General features: G+C 63.1%; 24 protein-coding genes. 14 read left to right on the top strand and 10 right to left on the bottom strand.

Annotated features, from left to right (window positions below; translation table 11 throughout):
* Window positions 1-62: 62 nt before the first annotated feature.
* On the bottom strand, window positions 63-524 hold the full coding sequence (locus LNV08_RS06295) for an Lrp/AsnC family transcriptional regulator (RefSeq protein ID WP_263532817.1): 462 nt from the start codon (window positions 522-524) through the stop codon (window positions 63-65).
* Window positions 525-663: 139 nt separating this feature from the next.
* Here LNV08_RS06295 and LNV08_RS06290 point away from each other — a divergent pair, with 139 nt between their 5' ends.
* A complete protein-coding gene (locus LNV08_RS06290) occupies window positions 664-1,602 on the top strand; it encodes a DMT family transporter (protein ID WP_263532816.1) in 939 nt (312 codons plus the stop codon).
* 50 nt (window positions 1,603-1,652) lie between these two features.
* Window positions 1,653-2,369 carry a phosphatase PAP2 family protein gene (locus tag LNV08_RS06285; RefSeq protein WP_263532815.1) on the top strand — a complete coding sequence of 239 codons (717 nt, stop codon included), beginning with the start codon at window positions 1,653-1,655 and terminating at the stop codon, window positions 2,367-2,369.
* Between the two features lie 3 nt (window positions 2,370-2,372).
* Here the strand turns inward: LNV08_RS06285 and LNV08_RS06280 are convergent, their stop codons facing one another.
* Window positions 2,373-3,176 carry a formate/nitrite transporter family protein gene (locus LNV08_RS06280; RefSeq protein WP_263532814.1) on the bottom strand — a complete coding sequence of 268 codons (804 nt, stop codon included), beginning with the start codon at window positions 3,174-3,176 and terminating at the stop codon, window positions 2,373-2,375.
* A gap of 53 nt (window positions 3,177-3,229) precedes the next feature.
* Window positions 3,230-4,453, bottom strand: coding sequence for an MFS transporter (locus tag LNV08_RS06275; RefSeq protein ID WP_263532813.1), 1,224 nt, complete (start codon window positions 4,451-4,453; stop codon window positions 3,230-3,232).
* Window positions 4,454-4,495: 42 nt separating this feature from the next.
* Between LNV08_RS06275 and LNV08_RS06270 the strand changes: the two genes are divergently transcribed.
* Together LNV08_RS06270 and LNV08_RS06265 are read left to right on the top strand one after the other, a co-directional pair.
* The gene (locus LNV08_RS06270; protein WP_263532812.1) at window positions 4,496-5,587 is read left to right on the top strand and encodes a GlxA family transcriptional regulator; all 1,092 of its coding nucleotides are present in this window, start codon (window positions 4,496-4,498) and stop codon (window positions 5,585-5,587) included.
* 362 nt (window positions 5,588-5,949) lie between these two features.
* Entirely contained in the window at window positions 5,950-6,684 is a 735-nt protein-coding gene (locus LNV08_RS06265; RefSeq protein WP_263532811.1) for a substrate-binding periplasmic protein, read from the top strand.
* Between the two features lie 38 nt (window positions 6,685-6,722).
* Here the strand turns inward: LNV08_RS06265 and LNV08_RS06260 are convergent, their stop codons facing one another.
* Window positions 6,723-7,400: an EF-hand domain-containing protein gene (locus LNV08_RS06260; protein WP_263532810.1), complete on the bottom strand. Its 678-nt coding sequence runs from the start codon at window positions 7,398-7,400 to the stop codon at window positions 6,723-6,725.
* A gap of 289 nt (window positions 7,401-7,689) precedes the next feature.
* Between LNV08_RS06260 and LNV08_RS06255 the strand changes: the two genes are divergently transcribed.
* Genes LNV08_RS06255 through LNV08_RS06230 form a run of 6 tightly spaced genes read left to right on the top strand, consistent with a single transcriptional unit; the run spans window position 7,690 to window position 14,386 of the window.
* Window positions 7,690-8,124 (top strand): GFA family protein, encoded by a 435-nt coding sequence (locus tag LNV08_RS06255; protein ID WP_263532809.1) that lies wholly within the window; start codon window positions 7,690-7,692, stop codon window positions 8,122-8,124.
* Window positions 8,117-8,836 carry a class I SAM-dependent methyltransferase gene (locus tag LNV08_RS06250; RefSeq protein ID WP_263532808.1) on the top strand — a complete coding sequence of 240 codons (720 nt, stop codon included), beginning with the start codon at window positions 8,117-8,119 and terminating at the stop codon, window positions 8,834-8,836. Before LNV08_RS06255 ends, LNV08_RS06250 begins: the two co-directional genes overlap by 8 nt.
* 55 nt (window positions 8,837-8,891) lie before the next feature.
* Window positions 8,892-11,048 carry a prolyl oligopeptidase family serine peptidase gene (locus tag LNV08_RS06245; RefSeq protein ID WP_263532807.1) on the top strand — a complete coding sequence of 719 codons (2,157 nt, stop codon included), beginning with the start codon at window positions 8,892-8,894 and terminating at the stop codon, window positions 11,046-11,048.
* A gap of 30 nt (window positions 11,049-11,078) precedes the next feature.
* Window positions 11,079-12,473, top strand: coding sequence for a M16 family metallopeptidase (locus LNV08_RS06240; protein WP_263532806.1), 1,395 nt, complete (start codon window positions 11,079-11,081; stop codon window positions 12,471-12,473).
* 20 nt (window positions 12,474-12,493) lie between these two features.
* On the top strand, window positions 12,494-13,912 hold the full coding sequence (locus LNV08_RS06235) for a M16 family metallopeptidase (protein WP_263532805.1): 1,419 nt from the start codon (window positions 12,494-12,496) through the stop codon (window positions 13,910-13,912).
* A gap of 21 nt (window positions 13,913-13,933) precedes the next feature.
* Window positions 13,934-14,386, top strand: a complete 453-nt coding sequence (locus tag LNV08_RS06230) for a TIGR02594 family protein (protein ID WP_263532804.1) — start codon at window positions 13,934-13,936, stop codon at window positions 14,384-14,386.
* Between the two features lie 206 nt (window positions 14,387-14,592).
* Here the strand turns inward: LNV08_RS06230 and LNV08_RS06225 are convergent, their stop codons facing one another.
* Window positions 14,593-15,522, bottom strand: coding sequence for a DMT family transporter (locus LNV08_RS06225; protein ID WP_263532803.1), 930 nt, complete (start codon window positions 15,520-15,522; stop codon window positions 14,593-14,595).
* A gap of 252 nt (window positions 15,523-15,774) precedes the next feature.
* Here LNV08_RS06225 and pyrF point away from each other — a divergent pair, with 252 nt between their 5' ends.
* The 3 genes from pyrF to LNV08_RS06210 all read left to right on the top strand — a co-directional run bounded on the left by pyrF (window position 15,775) and on the right by LNV08_RS06210 (window position 17,413).
* Window positions 15,775-16,476: an orotidine-5'-phosphate decarboxylase gene (gene pyrF, locus LNV08_RS06220; protein ID WP_263532802.1), complete on the top strand. Its 702-nt coding sequence runs from the start codon at window positions 15,775-15,777 to the stop codon at window positions 16,474-16,476.
* Complete coding sequence (locus LNV08_RS06215) at window positions 16,469-16,993, top strand: hypothetical protein (protein ID WP_263532801.1); 525 nt, start codon at window positions 16,469-16,471, stop codon at window positions 16,991-16,993. The genes pyrF and LNV08_RS06215 overlap by 8 nt, the downstream gene beginning before the upstream one ends.
* 117 nt (window positions 16,994-17,110) lie before the next feature.
* Window positions 17,111-17,413: a helix-hairpin-helix domain-containing protein gene (locus tag LNV08_RS06210; protein ID WP_263532800.1), complete on the top strand. Its 303-nt coding sequence runs from the start codon at window positions 17,111-17,113 to the stop codon at window positions 17,411-17,413.
* Between the two features lie 37 nt (window positions 17,414-17,450).
* Here LNV08_RS06210 and LNV08_RS06205 read toward each other — a convergent pair whose 3' ends face one another.
* The 5 genes from LNV08_RS06205 to LNV08_RS06185 form a co-directional block, all read right to left on the bottom strand.
* Window positions 17,451-18,242, bottom strand: a complete 792-nt coding sequence (locus LNV08_RS06205; protein ID WP_263532799.1) for a methyltransferase — start codon at window positions 18,240-18,242, stop codon at window positions 17,451-17,453.
* Between the two features lie 66 nt (window positions 18,243-18,308).
* Window positions 18,309-19,052 carry a YoaK family protein gene (locus LNV08_RS06200; protein ID WP_263532798.1) on the bottom strand — a complete coding sequence of 248 codons (744 nt, stop codon included), beginning with the start codon at window positions 19,050-19,052 and terminating at the stop codon, window positions 18,309-18,311.
* 46 nt (window positions 19,053-19,098) lie between these two features.
* On the bottom strand, window positions 19,099-19,779 hold the full coding sequence (locus LNV08_RS06195; protein ID WP_263532797.1) for a cation transporter: 681 nt from the start codon (window positions 19,777-19,779) through the stop codon (window positions 19,099-19,101).
* Between the two features lie 76 nt (window positions 19,780-19,855).
* Window positions 19,856-20,476 (bottom strand): hypothetical protein, encoded by a 621-nt coding sequence (locus LNV08_RS06190; protein ID WP_263532796.1) that lies wholly within the window; start codon window positions 20,474-20,476, stop codon window positions 19,856-19,858.
* A gap of 33 nt (window positions 20,477-20,509) precedes the next feature.
* Window positions 20,510-20,995, bottom strand: coding sequence for a MerR family transcriptional regulator (locus LNV08_RS06185; RefSeq protein ID WP_263532795.1), 486 nt, complete (start codon window positions 20,993-20,995; stop codon window positions 20,510-20,512).
* Between the two features lie 273 nt (window positions 20,996-21,268).
* On the opposite strand from LNV08_RS06185, the gene LNV08_RS06180 reads away from it, so the two are divergent.
* On the top strand, window positions 21,269-22,816 hold the full coding sequence (locus tag LNV08_RS06180) for a peptide MFS transporter (RefSeq protein WP_263532794.1): 1,548 nt from the start codon (window positions 21,269-21,271) through the stop codon (window positions 22,814-22,816).
* Window positions 22,817-22,853: the final 37 nt, after the last annotated feature.

Raw genomic sequence — 22,853 nt, 5'->3', positions numbered from 1 at the left:
GCCGAGCAGACCACCGAACCCGCTAAAAAAGCCCGGCGGGCCCGGGCCATCTCAAGCTGCGGCTACTTGAGTGCCTTCAGCGGCAGCGGCGCGCCGCTCTTGACGCAGCGGATCGCAAAATTGCTGGTGATGTCTTGCACCATGGGCAGCGCCTGCAGGCGGCGCACGATGTGCTCGTAGCTGCTCAGCTCGCTGACCACCACCTCGAGCAGATAGTCATGCGCGCCGCTGACCACATGGCAGGCCACCACCTCGGCCATCGCCTCCATCGCCGCTTCGAACTGCTGCACCGCATCCTCGCGGTGATGCATCAGCCGCACATTGACGAACACCGTGGTCGCCAGCTGCACCGCTTTGCGATCCAGCACCGCCCGGTAGCCGGCGATGAAGCCGGCATCTTCCAGGCGCTTGAGCCGCCGCGCGCAAGGGCTTTGCGACAGCGCCACCCGCTCGGCCAGCTCGGCGATCGAGAGCCGCCCGTCGCGCTGCAGCAGCTCCAGCAATTGGATGTCTATTTTGTCCATGGCTTGAAATCGTCAATTTCGCGGATTTTATTGGGTGAATCCACCCTTGCGGCCGCGATTCATGCTCCATTTGAGTCAATATCGCCTGGGCTCAAGCCGGAAAATTCTACCTTTCCAGCAGTAGATTCACTCCCGCAACATGCCCAGCCCCGCAGTACCCATTTCCGCCAGCCAGCACACCCTCAGCCACCGCCCGCTGGCCGCCAAGCCCGGCCTTGACCTGCTGGGCTGGGCCGCGCTGGCCTTGACGCTGTGCATATGGGCGGCCTTCTTCATCTCGCTGCGCGCCGGCGCTCGCGCCGCGCTGCCGCCGGCCGAGCTGGCGCTGCTGCGCTTCGGCCCGGCCGGGCTCTTGTTCATGCCCTTGCTGTGGCGGCGGCGTGCGCGTTTCGCGCAGGTGCCGCTCAAGCTCTGGCTGATGATCGTCGTCGGCGCCGGCCTGCCCTATTTTCTGATCGCCGGCTGGGGTATGCGCCACGCGCCGGTGGCCGATGGCGCGACGCTGATCCCCGGCACCTTGCCGCTGTTCACCGCCCTGCTGGCCGCCGCCCTGCATGGCCGCGCCGCCTTGGCGCGCTGGCCCGCGCTGCTGTGCATCGCCGCCGGCATCGCCACCATGCTGGCCTTGAAGGCCGGGCAAGCCGGTTTGGCTCAGGGTTATGCCATGTTCTTGCTCGGCAGCCTGATGTGGTCGGCCTACACCTTGGCACTGCGCCAAGCCAAGCTGGCGCCTATCGAAGCAGCGGCGCTGATCTCCAGCGTCTCGCTCTTGCTGCTGCTGCCTTTGCTGGCTTGGCAAGCAGCCCAAGGCGGCTTGAGCCTGCCGGCGCTGCCGCGCGAGCAACTCTGGCTGCAGCTGCTGATTCAAAGCATAGGCGTGGGCCTGATCTCGACGCTGAGCTATAGCTTTGCCGTCGCCCGCCTGGGCGCGCAGCGCAGCGCGATGGCGGGCGCGCTGACGCCGGTCTTGGCAACCCTGCTGGCCTTGCCCATGTTCGGCGAGCAGCCGGATCTGGTCACCATCGTCGGCATGCTCTTGATCGCTGCGGGCGTGTTGTGGGGGCAGCGCAAGGCTTGAGCCTCGCCACACCGATCGGGCACCGTTTGCCTGTGGCGGAAAATACCGCCATGCAAAAGCAAACAGAAATGCCGGATGATCATGATGATGATGACGCGGCAGACACAAAGCCCTCACCGGACCGCTATGGCAGGGTGGTCAAGACCCTGCTGCCCGGCTTTGCGGCCGCCCTTTTAGCTTGGAGCTTTATCGAGATCAGCGGCGCCATGCTCGACGGCGGCACGCGCGGCGTCGACACCGCCTTGCTGCTATGGGCTCAGCAGGCACGCAGCGCTCAGCCCTGGGTGGTCTCCGTGCTGCGAGATTTGAGCGGCATTGGCAGCACGGTCTTCCTGACCCTGCTCACGGTCGCCGCAGTCGGCTATCTCTTGTTGGTGCGGCGGGCAGTAACGGCTTACCTACTCGCCAGCTCGGTGATCAGCGGCACGTTGGCGGTGTTTTCGCTCAAGGCGGCGTTTGGGCGAATTCGGCCCGACGCCGCGTTCGCGGTGATGATTGAGCCGGGCCTGAGCTTCCCCAGCGGCCATGCCAGCTTGTCGGCGCTGGTATTTCTGAGCCTGGGCGCGCTGCTCGCCAGCACGCGCAGCAAACCGGCGGAGCGGATCTACATTCTGTGTCTGGCCGGGCTGATGACCTTGCTGGTCGGTTTGAGCCGGGTCGCGCTGGGCGTGCACTGGGGCTCGGATGTCTTGGGCGGCTGGGCCTTTGGCAGCGCCTGGGCGCTGGTCTACCTCTTGCTCGCGCGCAGATTGGCGCGGCACCGCTAAAGCTCATGGCACCGGGTGCCGCGTTCCGCGCAGATAGATCACCCAGTAGACCCCGGCCACCAGCAGCGTGCCGCCGGCCAAATTGCCCAGCACCACGGGCACCAAATTGCGCAACAAGTCGGCGCAACTTAGCGGCGCGCCGAGCGCCATGGCGAGCGGAAAGAAGTACATATTGGCGATCGAATGCTCGAAGCCCGCCGCCACAAAGGCGCTGATCGGGAACACGATGGCCAGCACCTTGTCGGTTACGCTGCGGCCGGCCAATGCCATCCACACCGCCATACACACCAGCATATTGCAGAGCACACCGCGAAAAAAGGCCTCGCTCCAAGGCAAGGCAGCTTTGTTGGTGGCGATGCGTATCGCGGTCTCGGCCACCGCGCCGCCATTCAAAGCGCCATGGCCAGACAGGAACACCAGCAGAGCCAAACCCGCCGCACCGACAAAATTGGCCAGCGACACCACCAGCCAATTGCGCAGCACCTGGCCCGTACTGACGCGCCCGCTGGCCCAGGCCATCGCCAGCAAGTTATTGCCGGTAAACAGCTCGGCCCCCGCCACGGTGACCAAGATCAGCCCGAGCGAGAAGCCCAGCCCACCCAAGAGCCGCGAGGCTGCAAAACCAAGCGTTGGGTCGCTGAGCACCAGCGTGTAGACCAGGGCGCCAAGGCCTATGAAAGCACCGGCCAAGATGCCCAGCAAGGACAGCGTTAGCAGCGGCAAGCGCGCCTTGATGACGCAGAACTCATTGACCCGCTCGGCAATCTCTTTGGGCGAGTAGGCGTCCAGACCAAAGACCTCTGCCATGGCTTGCTCCCGTTGACGGGTCGATCTTAGAACTTATCCGCACCCGGCTGCGTTCAGATGACATGCAAGTTCAGCTGACGCTGTTTCCGGAGCGTTCCGTACAGCGTCGCGCCGCCGGCCAGCGCCAACAGCGGCAAGATGCCGACCTGGATGGCCGACCAGCCCCAGGCATTGAAGACCACGCCGGCCAACAAGGAGCCGCCGGCCGCCACCGCCGCCGTGATGAACTCATTGGCCGCTTGCGCCCGCGCCCGGTCGGCCGGGCTGTCATCGGCAAAGCCCTGGGTCAAGAGCGTGCTGCCGCCGACGAACATGAAGTTCCAAGCCAAGCCATTGAGCATCAGCGCCAGGCCAAACAAGAGCGGCGTCTCTCCGGCCAGTGCCGCCGCGCTGCCGAGGCCAAAGAGGGCGGCGCCAAGGCCAAGAATTGGTGCCACTCCAAAGCGCGCAATCAAGCGGCCACTGAAGAAGCCCGGCACATACATGGCCAGCAAATGCCATTGAATCACCGAAGCCGCAACGCTGACCGGCAGGCCACAGCCGACCACGGCCAGCGGGCTGGACGTCATCACAAACATCATCATGCCGGCGGCCAAGGCGCTGTTTGTCGCGGCCACCAGGAAGGCCGGGCGGCGCAAGAGGCGGCCCAGCGGCGTCGACGAGGCAGCGCCGCTCGCCCTCACGGCGGATGTTGCTTCACCCTGGCCAGCCAAGCGGCTCAGCACCAGCGCCCCCAACATGGCCAGGCCCAGCAAGACCAGGTAAGAGCCGGCAAAGCTATGGCGCGGCACCGCCTCCCGCGCCCAGGCCGCCAACGTCGGGCCGACCAGCGCGGCCAACACGCCGCCGCTGATCACCCAGGCGATCGCACGTGCCTTGTACTCGGCTGGCGCCGCCTCATTGGCGGCAAAGCGGTAGTACTGGGCGCTGGCTGCGAACAGACCCAAGGCCAGATTGGCGAAGCAAAACAACAAGAAGTCATTGCGAGCGATGGCCCAGGCCGCCAAGGCTCCGCCGAGCGCGCCGCTCAAAGCGCCAAGCATAAAGACCTTTCGACGACCCCAGCGCAGCATCAATAGCGAGACCGGAATCGTGCTCAAGGCGGTGGCCACGGTGACAAGCGCATAGGGCAGGGTGGCCAAGGCACGGCTCGGTGCCAGCATCGCGCCGACCAGACCGGTGAGCGTGAGGCCGATCGCCGAGGCGCAGACGAATAGCGCTTGGCTGAGCACCAGAAGGCGGACGGTGTGGAGGGGGCTTTGATGTTGTTGGTTCATGCGGCATAGCTTATGCTTGAGTCTCATGTCCGTATTGACACAATGACCGCAAATACTGCCAAAGTTGCCAAGGCCAAGCCGCTCACCGATGCGCCCCGCACCGTTGTCATCGTCGCCTATGAGGGCTGCCAGTCGCTCGACGTCACCGGCCCCTGGGAGGTGTTCAGCAAGGCCAATGGCTTCTGCAAAGCCGCCGGCCGCACCATGCCCTACCGCCTGCTCTTGGCTTCGCCCGAGGGCGGCCCGATGACCAGCAACTCAGGCCTGCAGATCGGCCCGACGACGGCGCTGTCCGCCCTGCGCGGCGAGATCGACACGGTCCTGGTGGTTGGCGGCAATGACGCGGTGCTGGAGCAACCTGGCTCGGTGCCTAAGCTGATTCCTTGGTTGCAGCGCCGCGCACCGCTGGTGCGCCGCATGGGCAGTGTTTGTACCGGCGCTTTCGCGCTTGCTGCGGCAGGGCTCTTCGATGGCCGGCGTGCCACTACGCATTGGCAGTATTGCGAGCGCCTGAAGCAGATGTTTCCAGCGGTCTTGCTGGAGCCGGATGCGATCTATGTCGCCGACCCGCCGTTCTACAGCTCGGCCGGCATCACCGCCGCAATTGATTTGTCGCTGGCTCTGGTGGAGGCCGATTTGGGTCAGGCGCTGGCCTTACAAGTGGCGCGCAATTTGGTGCTGTACTTGCGCCGGCCCGGCGGGCAGTCGCAATACTCGGCGGGGCTGCAGGCGCAGACTCAGGCGAGCAGCAAGTCGGGCAAGGTGGGACAACGCTTGGGTGAGTTATTGAGCTGGATGGCTGAGCATCCGGCGGAGGATCTCAGCATTGCTGTGCTGGCGCTGCGGGTTCATATGAGCGAGCGCCATTTCGCGCGGCTGTTTTTGAGCGAAACCGGCCAGACGCCGGCGCGCTTTGTCGAGGCCTTGCGGCTGGACCGCGCCAAATCGCACCTGGAGCAGACGAGCTGGCCTTTGGCGCGGGTGGCGCAGCGGGCGGGGTTCGGGTCGGTGGACAGCTTGCAGCGGAGTTTGAAGCGGCACAACGGGATCACGCCGGAGGAGTATCGGGGGAGGTTTTCGGGGGTGGGGGCTAGATCGCGGGTGGGCGTTTGGGCGTTGACTGTCAGGGACTGACGCTTAGGCTGATCGGCTTCTCCACGGCTCGCTGCGCGTCGCCTCGAAAGGTGCTGCGCTGCGCGCATGCACTTCTCGGGCTTTCACCGCGAGGGTCAGGTCATGCCTTAAAAATCAAGACCTGACCCCGGCCCCTGCAGGCGGCTATGGATGGAGCACTTGACGCAGTTTGGGAAGTTATCCTTACCCAGATTGGAAAATCGAAACAGCGTGCTTTCCTCGGGGGCACCGGCGCACTATTCTGAATTACGCCTCGCCAAATTGCCACAATGTCCCCAGTTCCTGATCCCTCGAAGAGGAAACCCACACTCGCCCCGTACCACTCTAACCGCAAGACTTTATGGCACTTGGTGTGCTGGTTTGTGTTGTTGCTGCCGGCAGGTGCGTTCGCGCGCGAATTGAAGTTCGTCGGTCCCGACCAGCCGCCGTATTTCTGGCTTGCCGACGGACGGCCCACCGGGGCGTTTGTGCAGGCGATGGATCTCGCCTGTGCCCGGTTAGGCCATACATGTGCCTATGAAGTGCGTCCAATGGCGCGCGCTTGGGCCGAAGTCAAGGCGGGCATTTTCGATGGTGTGGTTGGCCTCTCGTTCAACAAGGACAGGGCGGACTTCCTGTTCAACCCTGCCCCGATCTTCCCCGCCAATGTGGTGTATCTGCGCGTTGCCGGCAAGAACAAAGCTTTACGCAGCGAGGCCGAGTTGAACGGCGTGATGATTGGCGTGGTCCGGGGATCGACCAGCGCAAAAAAGCTGCGTGAGCGTCAGGCGCGCATCGAACAACTGAAAATCAGCGAAGAGGCGAATGTCGAAACCTTGGTCAAGCTTTTGAAGCTTGACCGTTTCGGCGCCGACGGTGCCATCTTTGGCGTCGGCCCTTCCTTTGTCTTTGAGGCGCGCAGCCAGGGGGTAGCGTTGGAGCCCATCCTGGTGGCCGACATTAACCACTTGGGCGTGGCCTTCTCGCGCAGCGCCCTTGACGATGCCGTGGTCGATGCCTTCAACCTTGAGTTCAAGACCATGGCCAAGAGCGGGGCGATCAAAAGGATTTCCGCCCAGTACGGACTGCTGGACACGCCGCGAGACAGTGCCCGGTAAGGCGGTTGCGTACTTGCCAGAGAAGTAGCCCTTTTTCTTCACTCAACACTGCTAGCCACTTCTTGATACCGCTGCAGTGCCAGATCGCTCGCAGCCCGAACAGCGGACGCGGCCGTCGCGGTCTTCACACTCTGTGCAGCCTCAGCAGCAGCTTGCTTCGGATGCTGAACCGCATAGGCTTGCCGCTCGGGCTCGGTGACCTTGCCGTCCCGGTTCGCATCTTCTTTTTCGTAGTTGGTCGAAGCACTGCTCGCGCCGCCTGCCTTCGCCCCTGCTCCAGCGCCACCAGCCCCGCCCGGCGGCGGCCCATGGTGTCGGCCGGCGCCCTGGCTGCGGCCCGCTGCAGCGCCGGCGCCTTTGTCGCCGTCGCCGTCTGCATCAGCACCAGCACGCCGACTGCCTGCCGGCCCTTGCGCCAGCGCTTGCTTGAACTCGGCCTGGTTCAGTTGGCCATTGCCGTCCGCATCGGCCTTGCTGAGCGCCCGCTCGATATCTTGCTGGAGCTGTGAAGTAGAAGAAGAGTCTGCAGCGTCCGCCTTGCGCGCGCCTTCGGGCGAGATCTTCACCAAGTAGGCGGCCGCGTCTGACGCAGTCACGGAACCCTTGCCTTCGCTGTCAATTTGTTTGAACACGTCCTCGGCCTTGGGAGGAAGGCGCGGCGGCGCTGCAGCGCGGGCATTGGCGGAAACGGCAATCGAGCTAATGCTTGCATTCATGACGGTGGTCCTTTGCTATCGAACGTCAAGGAGTTGGTGGCCTGTCTGTCGACTCTTTCGTGCTGAATCGAATCGAAGCCAGCTTCTGAACTTGTTTTCGACCTGACACCTCTTGAACTTGCCCATCTTTACCTTGCACAACACAAAGACCCCGAGGAAACCCGCAATCGGCACTGTTTTGGGGCAAATAGCGACCCGTGCCTTTCGTCATATGAGCTCTTGCTTGCCAGAATGCGGCAGCCCGAGCACAGCGCGCTTTTCAGCCATAGCCACTCAATTTCTCGCCCACATGACCGCCACCGAAACCTCAGACTTGCTCGCAAGCTGCTATTGCGGCGCTGTCGGTCTGCATTGCGAGGCAAAGCCAAAAAGCGTCATCCACTGCCATTGCCAGCAATGCCGGCGGCTCAGCGGCGCGGCGTTCACGACTTGGTTGAGCCTGCCGCGCGAAGCAACGGTTATCTCCGGTGCGACGAATTTGCAGCAATTCGCAGCCAGCGAAAATGGCCTGCGTCATTTTTGCAAGCAGTGCGGCACCCATGTGTTCACCGAGGACAAGCGACTTCCCGGCATTCTGGGCGTACCGGCCGGCATTCTCTCCACGCCGCTGACCTCCAAGCCGAGCGGCCACTACTTCTTCAGCGACAAAGCCGATTGGTCTTTTTGTCACGACGACTTGCCAAAGTTTGGCGGAGCGTCCGGCTTCGAGCGCATCGATGTCTAACACGCCCTCCCCAGGCCAAGAGTGCAGCCCAAACGACCCGCACCAGTCAGACCGCAAAGGCGACTGGTGGGACGACTTCTATGCGGACCGCTCAAAGAAGACGCCTCCCTTCTTCGGCACAGCGCCGGACGAGAACTTGGCCGAATGGGTCAACAGTGACTCAGCGCTCAAGCGCGGCGCGGCGCTGGATATCGGCTGCGGCAACGGACGCAACGCGGTCTTGTTGGCCAGGGTCGGCTTTGAAGTCCTTGGCGTCGACTATTCCCAAGCAGCCATCACATGGGCGACGCAGCGAGCCAGCGAGGCAGGCGTCAGCTTGGACCTGCGCCACAGCTCGGTGTTTGACCTGAACATTGCGCCCGCAACTTATGAGCTCGTTTACGACTCTGGTTGCTTTCATCACCTCGCACCACAGCAACGAGAAGCCTATGTCCAGTTGGTCTGGGCGGCCTTGAAGCCGGGCGGCCACTTTGGCCTGGTGTGCTTCAGTCCAGAAGGCGGCAGCGGCTTGTCCGACCAGCAGGTGCTGGAAGGCAAAACCTTGGGTGGCGGGCTTGGATACACCGAGGCCGCGCTGCGAGATCTCTGGGGCCCATCCTTCAGAATTCACAGCTTGCGCCAGATGCGGACTCACGCCCGCGACAGCGGCTTGTTTGGCCAATCCTTTTTGTGGTGCATGCTGGCGCAAAAGCCGGTCAGCGCCACGGCTTAGACAATCAACAAGACAGACAGATAGTTAGTTAGAACTACCCACGAGGACGATGACGATGATGAAGAAGACAGTGGCCCACAAGGCCTTGACGCTAGCCGTTTTGACATTTTTGGCGCTGAACCAGGCACAGGCCCAAAGCGCCCCGACCTACCCCGTCACCACCAAGGTCGAGCAAACCGACCCCTATCACGGCACCCCGGTCGCCGACCCCTACCGCTGGCTGGAAGACGACAACAGCGAGCAAACCAAGGCCTGGGTCAAGTCGCAAAACCTGGTCACCGACGCCTATCTGGCCGCGATGCCGCAGCGCCTGCCGGTGCGCAAGCTCTATACCGATCTCTACAACTTTGAAAAATTCGGCATCCCCTTCAAGGAGGGCGGCCGCTATTTCTGGACCCGCAACAACGGCCTGCAGCAGCAGGCGGTGCTCTACACCGCCAAGTCGCCGACCGATGAGCCAACGATCGCGCTAGACCCCAACACGCTGAGCAAGGACGGCACCGCTGCTTTGGGCGGTTATGCGGCCTCGCGCGACGGCAAGTTGCTGGCCTACGGCGTCGCCGCGGCCGGCTCCGATTGGCAGACCTGGAAGGTGCGCGACCTGACGACCGGGCGCGACCTGGCCGACAAGCTGGACTGGGTAAAGTTCTCGGGTGCGGCTTGGACGCCGGACGGCAAGGGCTTTTTCTACTCGCGCTATGACGAGCCGGCCGAGGGCGCGGCGCTGACCGGCGCCAACTATTTCCAGAAGCTCTATTACCACCGCCTCGGCACGCCGCAATCGGAGGATCAGCTGGTCGCCAGCAATCCGAACGAGAAGGAATGGGGCTTCGGCGCCGAGGTCTCGGACGACGGCAAGGCCGTCTTCATCACGGTCTGGAAGGGCGGCGAGAAGAACGGCCTGATGCTGCTGCCCCTGGTCAAGGGCAGTTTTGCGGGCGGCGAGCCCAAGGCGATCAGCCTGGCTTTTGACGCCCAATATGTGCCGGTGGCCTTGAACGGCAACACCTTGATCGTCAAGACCGACAAGGACGCACCGCGTGGACGCCTGGTCGCCATTGACTTGCAGGCCTCGCGCAAGCAGCCGTGGAAGACCCTGGTGGCCGAGGGCGCGGACGCGATGACGGGCGCCTCGGCGGTGTGCGGCCGCCTGCTCCTGAGTTATCTGCGCGACGCATCGACCGTGGTGCGCATCCATGACATGAAGGGCAAGCTCCAAGGTGAGGTCAAGCTGCCCGGCGTTGGCACCGCGAGCGGCTTTGCCGGCCGCACGTCGGACAAGGAAACCTTCTTCAGCTACACCAGCCTGACGACGCCGACCGAGACCTATCGCTTTGACGTGGCGGCCAACAAGGCGACGCTGTTCAAGCGCCCGCAGACAGCCTTTGAAGCAGAGCAGTTCGAGACGCAGCGCGCCTTTGTCACCAGCAAGGACGGCAGCAAGGTACCCATCTTCATTGCCCACAAAAAGGGCCTGGTGCTGGACGGCAACAACCCGACCCTGCTCTACGGCTACGGCGGCTTCAATGTGCCGATGACGCCGAGTTACGGCATTACGGCCGCGACCTGGATGAAGATGGGCGGCGTCTATGTGCTGGCCGCCATCCGCGGCGGCGGCGAGTACGGCTCGGCCTGGCATGAGGCCGGCACCAAGCTGAAGAAGCAAAACGTGTTCGACGACTTCATCGCCGCCGGCGAATGGCTTGTTGCCAACAAGTACACCAACCCCAGCAAACTGGCGATCAACGGCGGCTCCAACGGCGGCTTGCTTGTAGGCGCGGTGGTCAACCAGCGGCCCGATCTGTTCGGCGCGGCCGTGCCACAGGTCGGCGTGATGGACATGTTGCGCTACCAGAAGTTCACCATCGGCTGGGCTTGGGAGCCGGACTATGGTTCCAGCGACAAGGCCGATGAGTTCAAGGCGCTGCTGGCCTATTCGCCGCTGCACACCATCAAGTCCGGCGCGGATGTCAAGTACCCGGCCGTGCTGGTGACCACCGGCGACCATGACGACCGCGTCGTGCCGGCTCACAGTTTCAAATACGCAGCGGCGCTGCAGGCGGCGGACACCGGTGCTGCGCCTAAGCTGATCCGCATCGAGACGCAGGCCGGCCACGGCGCTGGCAAGCCGACCTCCAAGATCATCGAGGAACGCGCGGATATGCTGTCCTTTATCGCCAACACCTTCAAAATGCCCGTCACGCAACCTTGATTGCCAAGGCCAACCCTGAGAGAAAAGCCCATGTATAAAAAGCATTCATTCAGCCTCTTGTTCGCCGGCCTTGCGCTGTCTTTCTCAGCGCAAGCCGCCGACAGCTGGCAGGTGCCGGTGCACAGCAAGCAGCTGCCTAACGGCCTGACCGTGCTGGTCTCGCCCGACCACAGCTCGCCGACCGTCGGCGTCAGCGTGGTCTACAAGGTCGGCATGCGGCTGGAGCCCAAGGACCGCACCGGCTTCGCCCATTTGTTCGAACACCTGATGTTCCAGGGCACGCCGACCGCACCCAAGGGCGTGTTCGACAAGGTCATCACCGGCGGCGGCGGCAATAACAATGGCTCGACCCGCGCCGACTTCACCAACTACATCGAGACCGCGCCGGCCTCGGCGCTGGAGTCCATCCTGTGGCTGGAAGCCGACCGCATGAAGACACTGGACTTCAATGCCGCGACGCTGAAGAACCAGCAAGATGTGGTGAAGGAAGAGATCCGCGTCAATGTGCAGAACCAGCCCTATGGCGGTTTTATGTGGATCGACATCGGTGGCCTGGCCTTCGAGAAATGGGAGAACAATCACGACGGCTACGGCAGCTTCAAGGACCTGGAAAACGCCAGCCTCGATGATGTTCGCGCCTTCCACCGCGACTATTACGGACCGAACAACGCGGTGCTGGCGATCTCGGGCGACATCACGCCGGCCAAGGGTTTTGCGCTGGCCCAGCAGTATTTCGGCGCGATTCCAAAGCGCCCCACACCGGCGCCGAGCGACTTCAGCGAAGGCCTGAACACCGCCGAAAAGCGCCTGCAGCAAAGCGACAAGCTGGCGCAAGTGCCGGCGATTGCAGCGGCCTGGAAGATGCCCGCGCGGGCTAGCCGCGACCAGCCCGCCTTTGCGGTACTGGGCGAGCTGTTGGCCGGCGGCGACGCTTCGCGCTTCTACCAAGGCTTGGTCAAAGGGCGTGAGTTGGCCTTGAATGTCGAGTCGCTCTACGGCCTGACCAGCGTGTGGGAATACGACGGCCCGACCATCTTCACCGTGTTTGCGCTCTACAAGCCGACCACCACGGCCGATGTCTTGCTGGCCGCGATGGACGAAGAAATCGCCAAGGTCGTCAAAAACGGCGTTGATGACGCGACGCTGAAGCGGATCAAGACCCGTTTGCTGGCCGATTGGTACAACGGCCTGGAAAGCTTTTTGAGTCGCGCCGACACCTTGGCCAAGCTGCAAACGCTGTGGGGCGACGCCAATGTCGTCAACCAGATTCCGGGCTGGATTGAGGCCGTCACTTCGGCCGATGTGCAGCGCGTGGCCAAGACCTATCTGACCGTGGCCAACCGCTCGGTGATTGACCGCAAGCCGGTGGCGATGTTGGCGCCACCTGCCGAGGCAGCTTCAGCAGCCACTGCCGCCAAGCCTTGAACAAGAGGGAGACAAACATCATGAAAAACCAATTTCTTTTGAACAAGATCGTGTTGGCTGCCATGCTGGCCACGCCTTTGATCGCAGTCGCTGCCGAGGCCATCAAGATGCCGGCCGAGCTGCCCAAGTACGGCCAGGACAAAGCGATCCAGGTGCCGCAGATCAGCAAGAAGACGCTGGCCAATGGACTCGAGGTCTGGGTCTTGCCGCGCCAGGGTCTGCCCCGCGTGGACTATGTGTTGGCCCTGCGCGGTGCCGGCTTCGGCGCGGACGCGGCCGCCACGCCCGGCCAGGCCAAGCTGCTGGCTGGCCTGCTGAACGAAGGCACGGCCCAGCGCGACTCACGCGCCATCGCCGAGGCCGCCCAAGGCATGGGTGGCGGGGTGGCAGCGGCGCCTGCTAACGACGGCATCACGCTGACCGCCTACGCGCTCACCTCACACGCCGAAGGCATGATGAAGCTGCTGGCCGAAGTGACCCGCAGCCCGTCTTTCCCTGAGGGCGAGGTGGCGCTGGCCAAGGCCAACGCGCTGCAAGCGCTCAAGGTCGCCAGCGCGCAGCCGGGTTTTAGAGCCAGCAAGGCGCTGAACCAAGCGATCTATGGCGAGCACCCCTATGGCCGCAGCCAGGAGACGGCCGAGTCGATTGAAGCCACCACGGCAGAAGTCTTGCGCGCGGAGCATGCGAAACGCTTCCGCCCGGACCGCGCGCTGCTGGTCATCACCGGCCGCATCACGGCAGCCGAGGCCATGAAGCTGGCACAGGCCGCTTTTGGGGACTGGAAGGCACAAGGCCCGGCGCCGGCCGAGATCGCCGCCGCACCGCTGAGCGCCAAGCCGCAGCACATCTTGTTGGAGCGCCCTGACAGCGTGCAGTCCACCGTGCGCCTGGGCCGTCCCGGTGCGCCGGCGAATGGTGCCGACCAAGTGCCGCTGCGTCTGACCAGCACCATCCTGGGCAGCGGCTTTTCCAGCCGCATCAACCAGAATCTGCGCGAAGAAAAGGGCTATACCTATGGCGCCAACGCCGGGGCGCGCTCCTACCGCGTTGGCGGTGCCATTTCAGGCGGCGCCGATGTGCGCAACGAGGTGACCGGCGCCTCGCTGCAGGAGTTCGTCAATGAGTACCGCCGCATCGGCGTCGAGTTGGTGCCGGCCGAGGAGCTGGCGATGAACAAGCGCTATGTGGCCGGCAGCTATCTGCTGACCACGCAGCTGCAGGGCGCAGTGGCGCAGACGCTGGCCAACAACTGGCTGGTCGGCCTGCCGGCCGAATTCCTGGGCCAGTTTGTGCCGCTGATTCAAAAAGTTAGCGCCGAGCAGGTACGTGAGATTGGCAAAAAGTACTTCTCGCCCGAGACGCAGTCGCTGGTTGTCGTGGGTGACAAGGCGGTGGCTGAGCAACTGAAGGGGTTTGGGGAGTTCAAGAGCAGCAAGTAAGCCCGCTGCGCTGCCTGTCCAATGGCTCAACTCAATATGCCAACTCCGCCTTGGCTGCCCATCGCAAGGGCAGAGGCCGGCGTCAGGACGCTGGCGCCGGGAATGAGCCACCCACGCGTTGGGCTCTACCACCGCTGCACGACGACGCCTTGGTATGACGACAAGGCCTCGTGGTGCTCGTCCTTCGCCAATTGGGTCTTCGCTCAAGTTGGGATCGCGGGCACCGGCCAGGCCTTGGCGCGCTCCTGGCTGGCCTGGGGCGAGCCCTTGAGCGAACCCAGGCCGGGCTGTATTGCCGTGCTCTGGCGAGAGTCGCCGGAAAGCTGGAAGGGGCATGTAGGTTTCTACCTGCAGACCGTAGACGACCGGGTCTACTTATACGGCGGCAACCAACTCGATAGCGTGTGTGAAAACTCATATCCGGTTGAATGCGTGCTGGGCTACCGCTGGCCCAATGAAGCGGTAAAAGCCTGAACGCAGTGCCCTGTCAAACTCACGCTGACCTTCAGATCAATCGGGGTTGTTTAACCCCTCCATATCCCGTTCATCCCCTCCATCCAAGCCAAAGAAAGCAAGAAATTTGAGCCTGGCTGAACGGCATGAAGAGGATGGGAGCTGGACCACAATTGGGTTTGGACGTCGTCGGCGCGTTTTGCCTTTTCAGGCATGTCGGCGTTGCCTTACTTGACCGGCGCCGCAGCCCGCCTGCCCAAGCCCCAGATACTGAGCAAGAGCAAGGCCCCACCAAACCATTGCCAGGCGCCCAGCTGCTCGCCAAGCAATAGCGCGGCCAAGAGTACGGCGCTCAGCGGCTCGATCAAGGTGGCGACGGTCAGGGCCATAGGGCTCAGCCGTGCCGCGCCCCAGCTGAAGGCCAACAGGGCCAGTGCGGCGGTCACCAAGCCAAGGTAGAGGAACCAGGCCTGCGGCGGTACGCCGGTCGGCCAGTGCAGCGGCCGGTACAGCGTCGACAGGCCCATCACCAGGGCGGCCACCAGCGTCAGACAGGTGGCCGCCTGGCCGGCGCCAAGTTCGGCGGACAGCCGCCCGCTGATGAGGGTGAAGCCGGCATAGAGCAAGGCCGAGGCGATCGCGTAAGCAATGCCGATGACGAGATCGCGCTGATCCCCGCCCGCCGGCCCGCTCTCATGTCTGGCGACGATCAAGACGGTGCCGATCAGCGCCGCCGACAGCACCAGTAGCAACGGCGCATCCAAGCGCTCCTGGCCCCGCACAAGCGCCACGATGGTGACCAGCACCGGCGGCAGGCACAGCGCGATCAAGGTCGGAATTGAAGCCCCGATGCGCTCTATGCCGAGAAACCAGCACAAGACATAGCCGGCCATCGCGGTGCCGGCGACCAGCGCGGTGGGCAGAAGCGGCCGCAGCTTGGCTCCGTCGATGCGGCTACCGAAAACCGCCAGCAGCACGGCTGCGCCAAGCGCAAAACGCCAGAACGAGATGTTCTCCGGCTTGAAACCGTATTTGACGATCAAGACATTGACGACCAAGGCGCCGGTGCCCCAAAGAAAGCCTGCCGAACAGGCGGCCGCGAGTGCCAGTCCGGCCTGCGAGGGCGCGTTGATCGTTGGGCTGGATGAGTTGAGCATGGGCTTGTTGAGGGCTGAAGTCGCCCCGCGATTGTCAGGCAGGCGAGGCATCTGCCCGTTCGGGGGCAAGCTTGTCTGCATACAATTGCCCTTGCTGAGCTAACGATGAGAGCAAGCTGATGTTTTTTACCCATGGGTTTGACAACGCGCGGTGCCGCCTACTTGGCCCAGCTGCACACGCTGCAGATCTATGCGGTAGCGGCTTCAACGGTCAGGTGAGCCGCTGGTTTGAATCTCTCATCCAATCCCACCATGTCTGAGCTTGTCATCGTCGCCCTCGATTTCGAGTCCAGCCGTGAAGCGCTTGCGCTTGTGACCGAGCTGGGCGCCGCTGCGCGTAGCTATAAGGTCGGTCTGCAATTGCTGACCGAGGCCGGGCCTGAGCTCGTCCGCGAACTGGTCAGCAGCGGCAAGCAGGTCTTCCTCGACTTGAAGCTGCACGAGATCCCCAATTCGGTCGCAGGTGCAGTCACTGCGGCAGGGAAGTTAGGTGTCAGCATGGTCAGTGTGCATGCCTCGGCGGGGTCGGCCGTGCTGCGCGCGGCGGTCGAGGCGGCCTTGCCGTTCCCAGGGCTGAAGATTGTGGCCCTGACGGTGATCACCAGTCTCTGCGACAAGGATCTGCAGGAGATTGGTTTGGAACCATCGGTGCAAGCGCAAGTCTTGCGTCTGGCTCACCTTGCCGCCGACTGTGGGTGCCACGGCGTGGTGGCATCGGCTCAAGAGGCCGAAGTGCTTCGCGGGGTGCTGCCTTCGGACATGCTGGTGCTCACGCCGGGCGTGCAGTTAAAGAGTGCATCAAGCTCAAGCTCAAGTGATCAGGCTCGCACGGCAGATCCGCGAGCCGCCGCGCTCGCTGGAGCCACACACATCGTTGTGGGCCGCGCCATCACCAAGGCACTTGATCCACGGCGAGCATTCGCCGAAGCCGTAGCGCAGTTCACCCATGATTGAGGCTGCACTGCAAGGATTCGTGACGCAGCTTGAGCGGCGCTTCGACCCTCGCGCCGAACTCAGCCTTGCCGACTTGCAATCAGTGGCGGAGGACTTGCTGAAGCTTTGTCGCGGACTTGACTTCGGTCGACTGGATTTGCAAGAGGCCGGGCCAGGGCAGGAGGTGCTGCACAATTTGTCTGTTAGTTCCAAGGGCGGGCCGTCGATCTATCTTGTCTCGGATGGTCCAGGCGTGACAAGCCGGCCGCATGAACACAAAACTTGGGCCGTCATTGTTGGAATTCAGGGCTGTGAGATCAACACAAGGTTCCAGAGCGTGGTCAAGGATTCCCGGCAAGTGGTTGCCGTCGATTCGGTCAACGTTGGCGCTGGGCAGCTTCTTTGGATGTTGCCTGACGAGATTCACGCCACCTCCGTTCTTGGAGAGCAGGCCACCTTCCACCTCCACCTCTATGGCTCGGCGCTGCATGCTGTACCGCCGTTTCAGAGCCGGTGCTTTGAGGCAAGCCCGGCTTGAGCCGGCGAGTCCTGAGCAGGTGATTGAATTCGAGACCGAGCCCGACGAGTTGCTCATGGTCAATAGCTGCAAGACTCAGCGAGGCCTTGATTGAATATTGAATAGGAGCGGGCCAACATGAATCCCAGCAAGGTTGAACGAAGTCGTGTGCACCGCCTGACCGACCTGCCCAATATCGGCAAGGCCGGTGCGGCGGATTTGGAATTGCTCGGCGTACATGCCCCCGAACAATTGCTCGGCAAATGCCCGTTTGAGATGTATGCGGCGCTTTGCACGGTGACGGGTGTGCGGCATGACCCTTGCGTGATCGATGTATTCATGTCCGTCACGCGCTTCATGGCCGGTGACGCTGCGCGACCCTGGTGGGATTACACGCCCGAACGCAAGCAAAGACTTCAGGCGACTGAGCCAAGAGCCTGAAAGCATGATCACGGGCAAGGGCACTGCAACAGCAGCACTAATTGCCGACTTTCCGGCCTTGCATACCCACACCACCTAAGCGCTGATTGCACAGGCTGCGCTCCACCGCCACAAAGGCCGGCATCAAATCGGCCCTGGTGTCGGCATCCAGATGCTCGGGCCGGCGCGAGTTGGCGGGTTTGAAGCGTTGGGCCAGCGAGCCCTTGCAGGCAAAGACGATGGTGTTGCTGCCGTCGGCATCGGCGACCAGCAAAACTTCGGCGCCAAATGTGCGCCGGATACGCGCCACATGGACGTCAAAGTCGACATGTGCGGCGTGCAGATTGATGACCACCAAGCCATTGGGCTGCAGCGCGTCATAGCAGTCGTCATAAAAGCGCTGCGAACACAGCGCCGGCGGCTGGCCGTCGTAGTCGAAGCCATCAACCAGCAGCATGTCCAGGCGGTAAGGCGGGAAGCGCACGAAGTCGGCGCCGTCGCCGCGCCGCACCTTGAAGCGCCCGTCGTCCGGCGGTACGCAGAACTGCTCGCGCAGCGCGATCACATGTGGGTTGATCTCAATCACCTTGATGCGCGTAGCCGGCAGGAAGCGATGGCAGAACTTGGCCATCGAGCCGCCGCCCAGGCCAATCATCGCCAGCATGTCCGGCGCTGGGCTGAACAGCAGGAAGGCGGCCATGGTGCGGGTGTAGTCGAGGTCCAGCGCATGCGGGCGCAGCGTCTGCATCCGGCTTTGGATCTCACAGATCGAGAAATGCAGCGCTTTGGTGTTCAGCGTCTCGTAGACAAAGGGTTTCAGGTGCTGGGCAAGGTCGGCTGATTCGGGCATTGGGGTCTTTGGGAGGGGCGAGAGGGCAGGCAGGCAGAAAGATAAACAGTGGGGCGGTGTGCCAAGTCAGCCGCGCCGCCAGTCCAGCAACAGCGCCGGTGCAGCGATCACGATCAGAAGCAAGGCAAGCGGAATCGTGGCCGAGAAGCCGAAGTGCTTGAAGGCCAGCGCACCCGCGAGCCCGCCCACAAAAAACAGGCTCAGGATCACCAGATGGATCATCAGCTTGTCGTGGTTGGCGCGCACGGTGAGCACGCTATTGCGCTGCTGGGTGCGGTTCCAGTAGATCAGCCGCCCCAGTTCCAGCCCCAGATCGGTGATCACGCCGGTCATATGGGTGGTGCGGATTTCGGCATGAGAGATCTTGGTCACGGTTGCGTTTTGCAGGCCCATGATGAAGCAGAGCAAAAGCACGGCGGTAGGAATCAGCAAATGCTCCAGCGAACGCAGATTGGCGCCCACCAAGCCAAACAAGAGCAGCAAGCCGGCCTCCAGCAACAGGGCCAGCGCATATTTGCTGTGCATCTGGCGGCGGTGCGCCCAATTGATCAGGATGGCGGTGCAGGCCGCACCGGCGATGAAGGACAGCAAGGCCGCAAACCCGGCCAAGGCCAAGGCGAAGCCGCCAGTGGCCAGGTCATCGGCGATGGAGGACACGATGCCGGTCATGTGCGAGGTGTAGCGCTGCACCGCCAAAAACCCGCCCGCATTGATCGCGCCGGCAATGAAGGCCAGCATGCCGCCCAGTTGGCGGTTGGCCAGCAGGGTTCGGTCTTGCCCTGTCAAGCGCTGCAGATATTGAATCGCCATAGGGCATCATCATGCCACTCGCTTCATTTCCTATTTTCTCAGGCTCTCAATGGCCGTGACCGTCATGACCCGCGTGCTGATGTGCATGGGGGTGATGATGAGGGGCGGGGGCGCGCAACTCGGCCCGCGCCTGCCCCAAGACCTGCCAGCCCGCCCGCAAGGCCAGCGTCGCCATGATGGCCGCCACCAGCAAATCGGGCCACGCGCTGCCGGTGCCAAAAACGCCCAAGGCGGCTGCCATCACGGCGAGGTTGCCGATCGCATCATTGCGGGTGCAAAGCCAGACGCTGCGCATATTCGAGTCGCCATCGCGAAAGGCATAGAGCAGCCAGGCCACCCCCAAATTGGCCGCCAGCGCCAGCAACCCGACCATGCCCATGGTGGGGGCGTCGGGCGTCAGGCCGTGGCTGAGGTTCCAGACCGCCTTGGCCAGCACAAAGCCGCCAAAAGCCATCATGCTGACGGCCTTCAGCATGGCCGCACGGGCGCGCCAGGCGAGAGCCGCCGATAGCACCGCCAAAGTGACGCCATAGTTCAGCGCATCGGCACCAAAGTCCACCGCATCGGCAATCAGCGCCAGCGAGCCACTGCTGCCGCCCGCCGCCAGTTCGACCACAAACATCGCCGCATTGACGATCAAGGCGATCCACAGCACGCGGCGGTAGCGCGGCAAGTTGGTGATGGCGGACGCGGCCGGCGCGTCATGGTTGCAGCAGTGAGCGGACATGGCTATTGGGCTTTCCAAGTATCAGTAAGGTGATTGGAAAGCCTGGAGCCACACCAGGGTCAAGCCCAATTTCGCCTCAGCGCCCGGGTATGGATGCCGGCGGGCGAGGCGCCTGGTTCTGCAAGCGCTGGTCCTGGCGGCGCTGCGCCTCGCGCTGGGCGCGCTCTTGTTCGCGCATGCTGGAGATGCGATCGCCCTCGCCGGGGTCGGCGGCGCTGTGCATATCTTCGGCGCGCCGGCGGGCGTCCTGTGCGCCGCTGGAGCTGCTTTGCGCCGCTTGGGCCTGGCGGCTGATGTCCCAGTCGGCGGCGATGTAGCGGCCCTGGCCTTTGCGACATTGGCGCGCACGCCGCACCTCGTCTCGCATAAAAGCCTTGGCCTCGGGGCTCAGGCTGATCGAACTGGCGCGGGTTTCCATCGCGCTGATTTCAAGTTCAGCGGGGCAGACATTGGCGGGCGGGCGGGCATCCACGACCGGGCCGGCCGCGGCCCCACTGGCGGCTTGCGCCGGCGGCGGCTTGACGGCCGCGTCCACCACATTGCCCTGCAAGCTGCGCGCCGGCAACGCCTCGCCCGCAGCCTGGCAAGGGCGATCCGAATATTTGATTTGATCGCCGACCTGGCATTTCCAGACCTCAGCGGCCATGGCATTGCCGCCCATCAGGGCGGCTGCCAACACGAGACTGGCCTTGAGCATGGTTTGCACTCCTGCGCGCGTCATCAGCATGGCCTAACGCTTCAAGCTAGCGCTTGGCTGACGCGCCGGGCCTACTGCCGCACCATCGACATGGCAGGCGCAGGCCTCACCATGGGCGGCCGCCACCAGCTCTTCCAGGATGCCGCAGCCCTGCGCGCCATGCTGCTCATGGCGACCGTCGCAGCGGCTCTTCAGCGCCACCAACTGCTGCTCCAGCGCCCGCATGCTGGCCAACCTTGCGCGCACGCGCGCAAGTTGCGCATCGACCAGCGCATCCACCCCGCTCAGCAAGGCCGCATCGCGGCTGTTCAAACTGGCCAGGAGCAAGCCGATATCGGCCAGCGACATGTCCAAGGCACGGCCATGGCGAATAAAGGCCAAACGCTCCAAATGAGCGTGCGCGTAATCGCGGTACCCGTTCTCGCTGCGCGCCGGGCCAGGCAGCAGGCCGCTCTTCTCGTAAAAACGAATGGTTTCGATGTCGACGCCGGTGGCGCGGCTCAAGGCTCCGATACGCATGATGACTATGACCTCCGACACGGAGCATAGCCTAATCCATGAAGTAGCTACAGGGAATTGAGCCGCTTTGCCTGCAAAGACTGGGGTTATGCCTGCCCAAACCAAGGGCTGGCAGCGGTGACAATACGCGCCGCTGCCGCCGAGATGATCTCTGGGCGGCCCGTCCTTTGTGGGCACCGAGGCGACATCTAACAAGCCGTCGATAAGGGGCCGGCACGGTTCACGAGGGAGCCGCGAGGACCTTCACCACTCAGACCATGAACGGAGAGTCGTTTGAACAACAACAAAATTCAAGCCGCAGGGGGCCACACCATCCTCGGCCACCCCGACAGCCTATTCGTGCTGTTCTTTACCGAGATGTGGGAGCGTTTCTCCTACTACGGCATGCGCGGCCTGCTGGTGCTGTTCTTGATCTCCGAGACCGCCAAGGGCGGCTGGGGCTGGAGCCGCGCCGATGCGACCTCGCTGTATGGCTGGTACACCATGCTGGTCTACTTCACGCCGATTCTGGGCGGCTACGTGGCCGATAAATTCCTCGGCACGCGCCGCGCGGTCGTGCTGGGTGGCTTCATCATTGCGGCCGGCCATATCTCCTTGTTCATGGAGACCATCCCGAGTTTTTACCTAGGCCTGGCCTTGGTGATTGCCGGCACCGGCCTGTTCAAGCCGAACATCTCGGCCATCGTCGGCCAGCTCTACGGCAAGGACAACGAAGGCAGCCGTGACGGCGGCTACACGCTGTTCTATATGGGCGTCAACGCCGGGGCCTTCTTCGGCATCCTGCTGTGCGGCTATATCGGCGAGAAGATCTCCTGGAACTATGGCTTCGGCCTGGCCGGCATCTTCATGATCCTGGGCGCTTTGCAGTTCTACTTCAGCCAATCGCTGTTTGGCGACATTGGCGCGCCGCCGGTCAAGGGCGAGAAGTCTGCCGCCGCACAGGCCGACGCAGAAGAAAATCTGCCCGCTAACGTCGTCGCCGATCGGCTCAAGGCCATCTTTGTGCTGGCTTTTTTCACCATCTTCTTCTGGTTCGCCTTTGAGCAGGCCGGCGGCTCGATGACGATTTTTGCCGCCGACTACACCGACCGCAATCTGGTCGGCACCAGCGGCTTGATCTTCAAGATCGTCAACACGCTGATGACGGTGATCCCGGCAGCCATCCTGACCTGGCTGCTGGTGCAGTTGCACCGCGGCACCGGCAAGCGCAGCCCGCTGCCCATCGTGCTCCTGGCACTGGCCTTTGCGGCGATTTGGGGCTTGATCATCTGGATGCTGGCGCGCGAATTTTCGCTCGACCAATCCGAAGTACCCGCGACCTGGTTCGGCGTGCTGAACTCCTTCTTCCTGGTGATCTTGGCGCCGATGTTCTCCAAGATGTGGGAGAAGCATTGGAACCCGAGCGGCCCGATCAAGTTCGGCGTCGGTCTGGTCTTGCTGGGTCTGGGCTTTGCGGTCTTGTCTTACGGTGCGTCCGGCATTCCACCGGGCGCCAAGACGGCGCAGGTCAGCATGATGTTCTTGTCGCTGGCCTATTTGCTGCACACCATGGGCGAGCTGTGCCTGTCGCCGGTGGGCCTGTCCTATATCTCCAAGCTGGCTCCGGCGCGTTTGCTGGGTCTGATGTTTGGTGTCTGGTTCCTTAACTCGGCGATCGCCAACTTCATCGCCGGTAAAACCGGCGCCTATATCGACTACATCTCGGCCACTTACTCGATGTCGACCTTCTTCCTGATCTTCACCCTCATCCCAGCCGGCGCCGGCCTGGTGCTGATGTTGTTGACACCTTGGATGAAAAAGAAAATGCACGGTGTGCATTGAGTTAGGTCAGCGGTAACGCGAGGCGCTGATAATTGCG

Origin of the sequence: Paucibacter sp. TC2R-5, from assembly GCF_025717605.1 — a bacterium.
Taxonomy (GTDB): Bacteria; Pseudomonadota; Gammaproteobacteria; order Burkholderiales; family Burkholderiaceae_C; genus Paucibacter_A; species Paucibacter_A albus.
The sequence above is the reverse complement of the archived record's forward strand: the minus strand, read 5'-3'. Positions and strand labels throughout refer to the sequence as shown.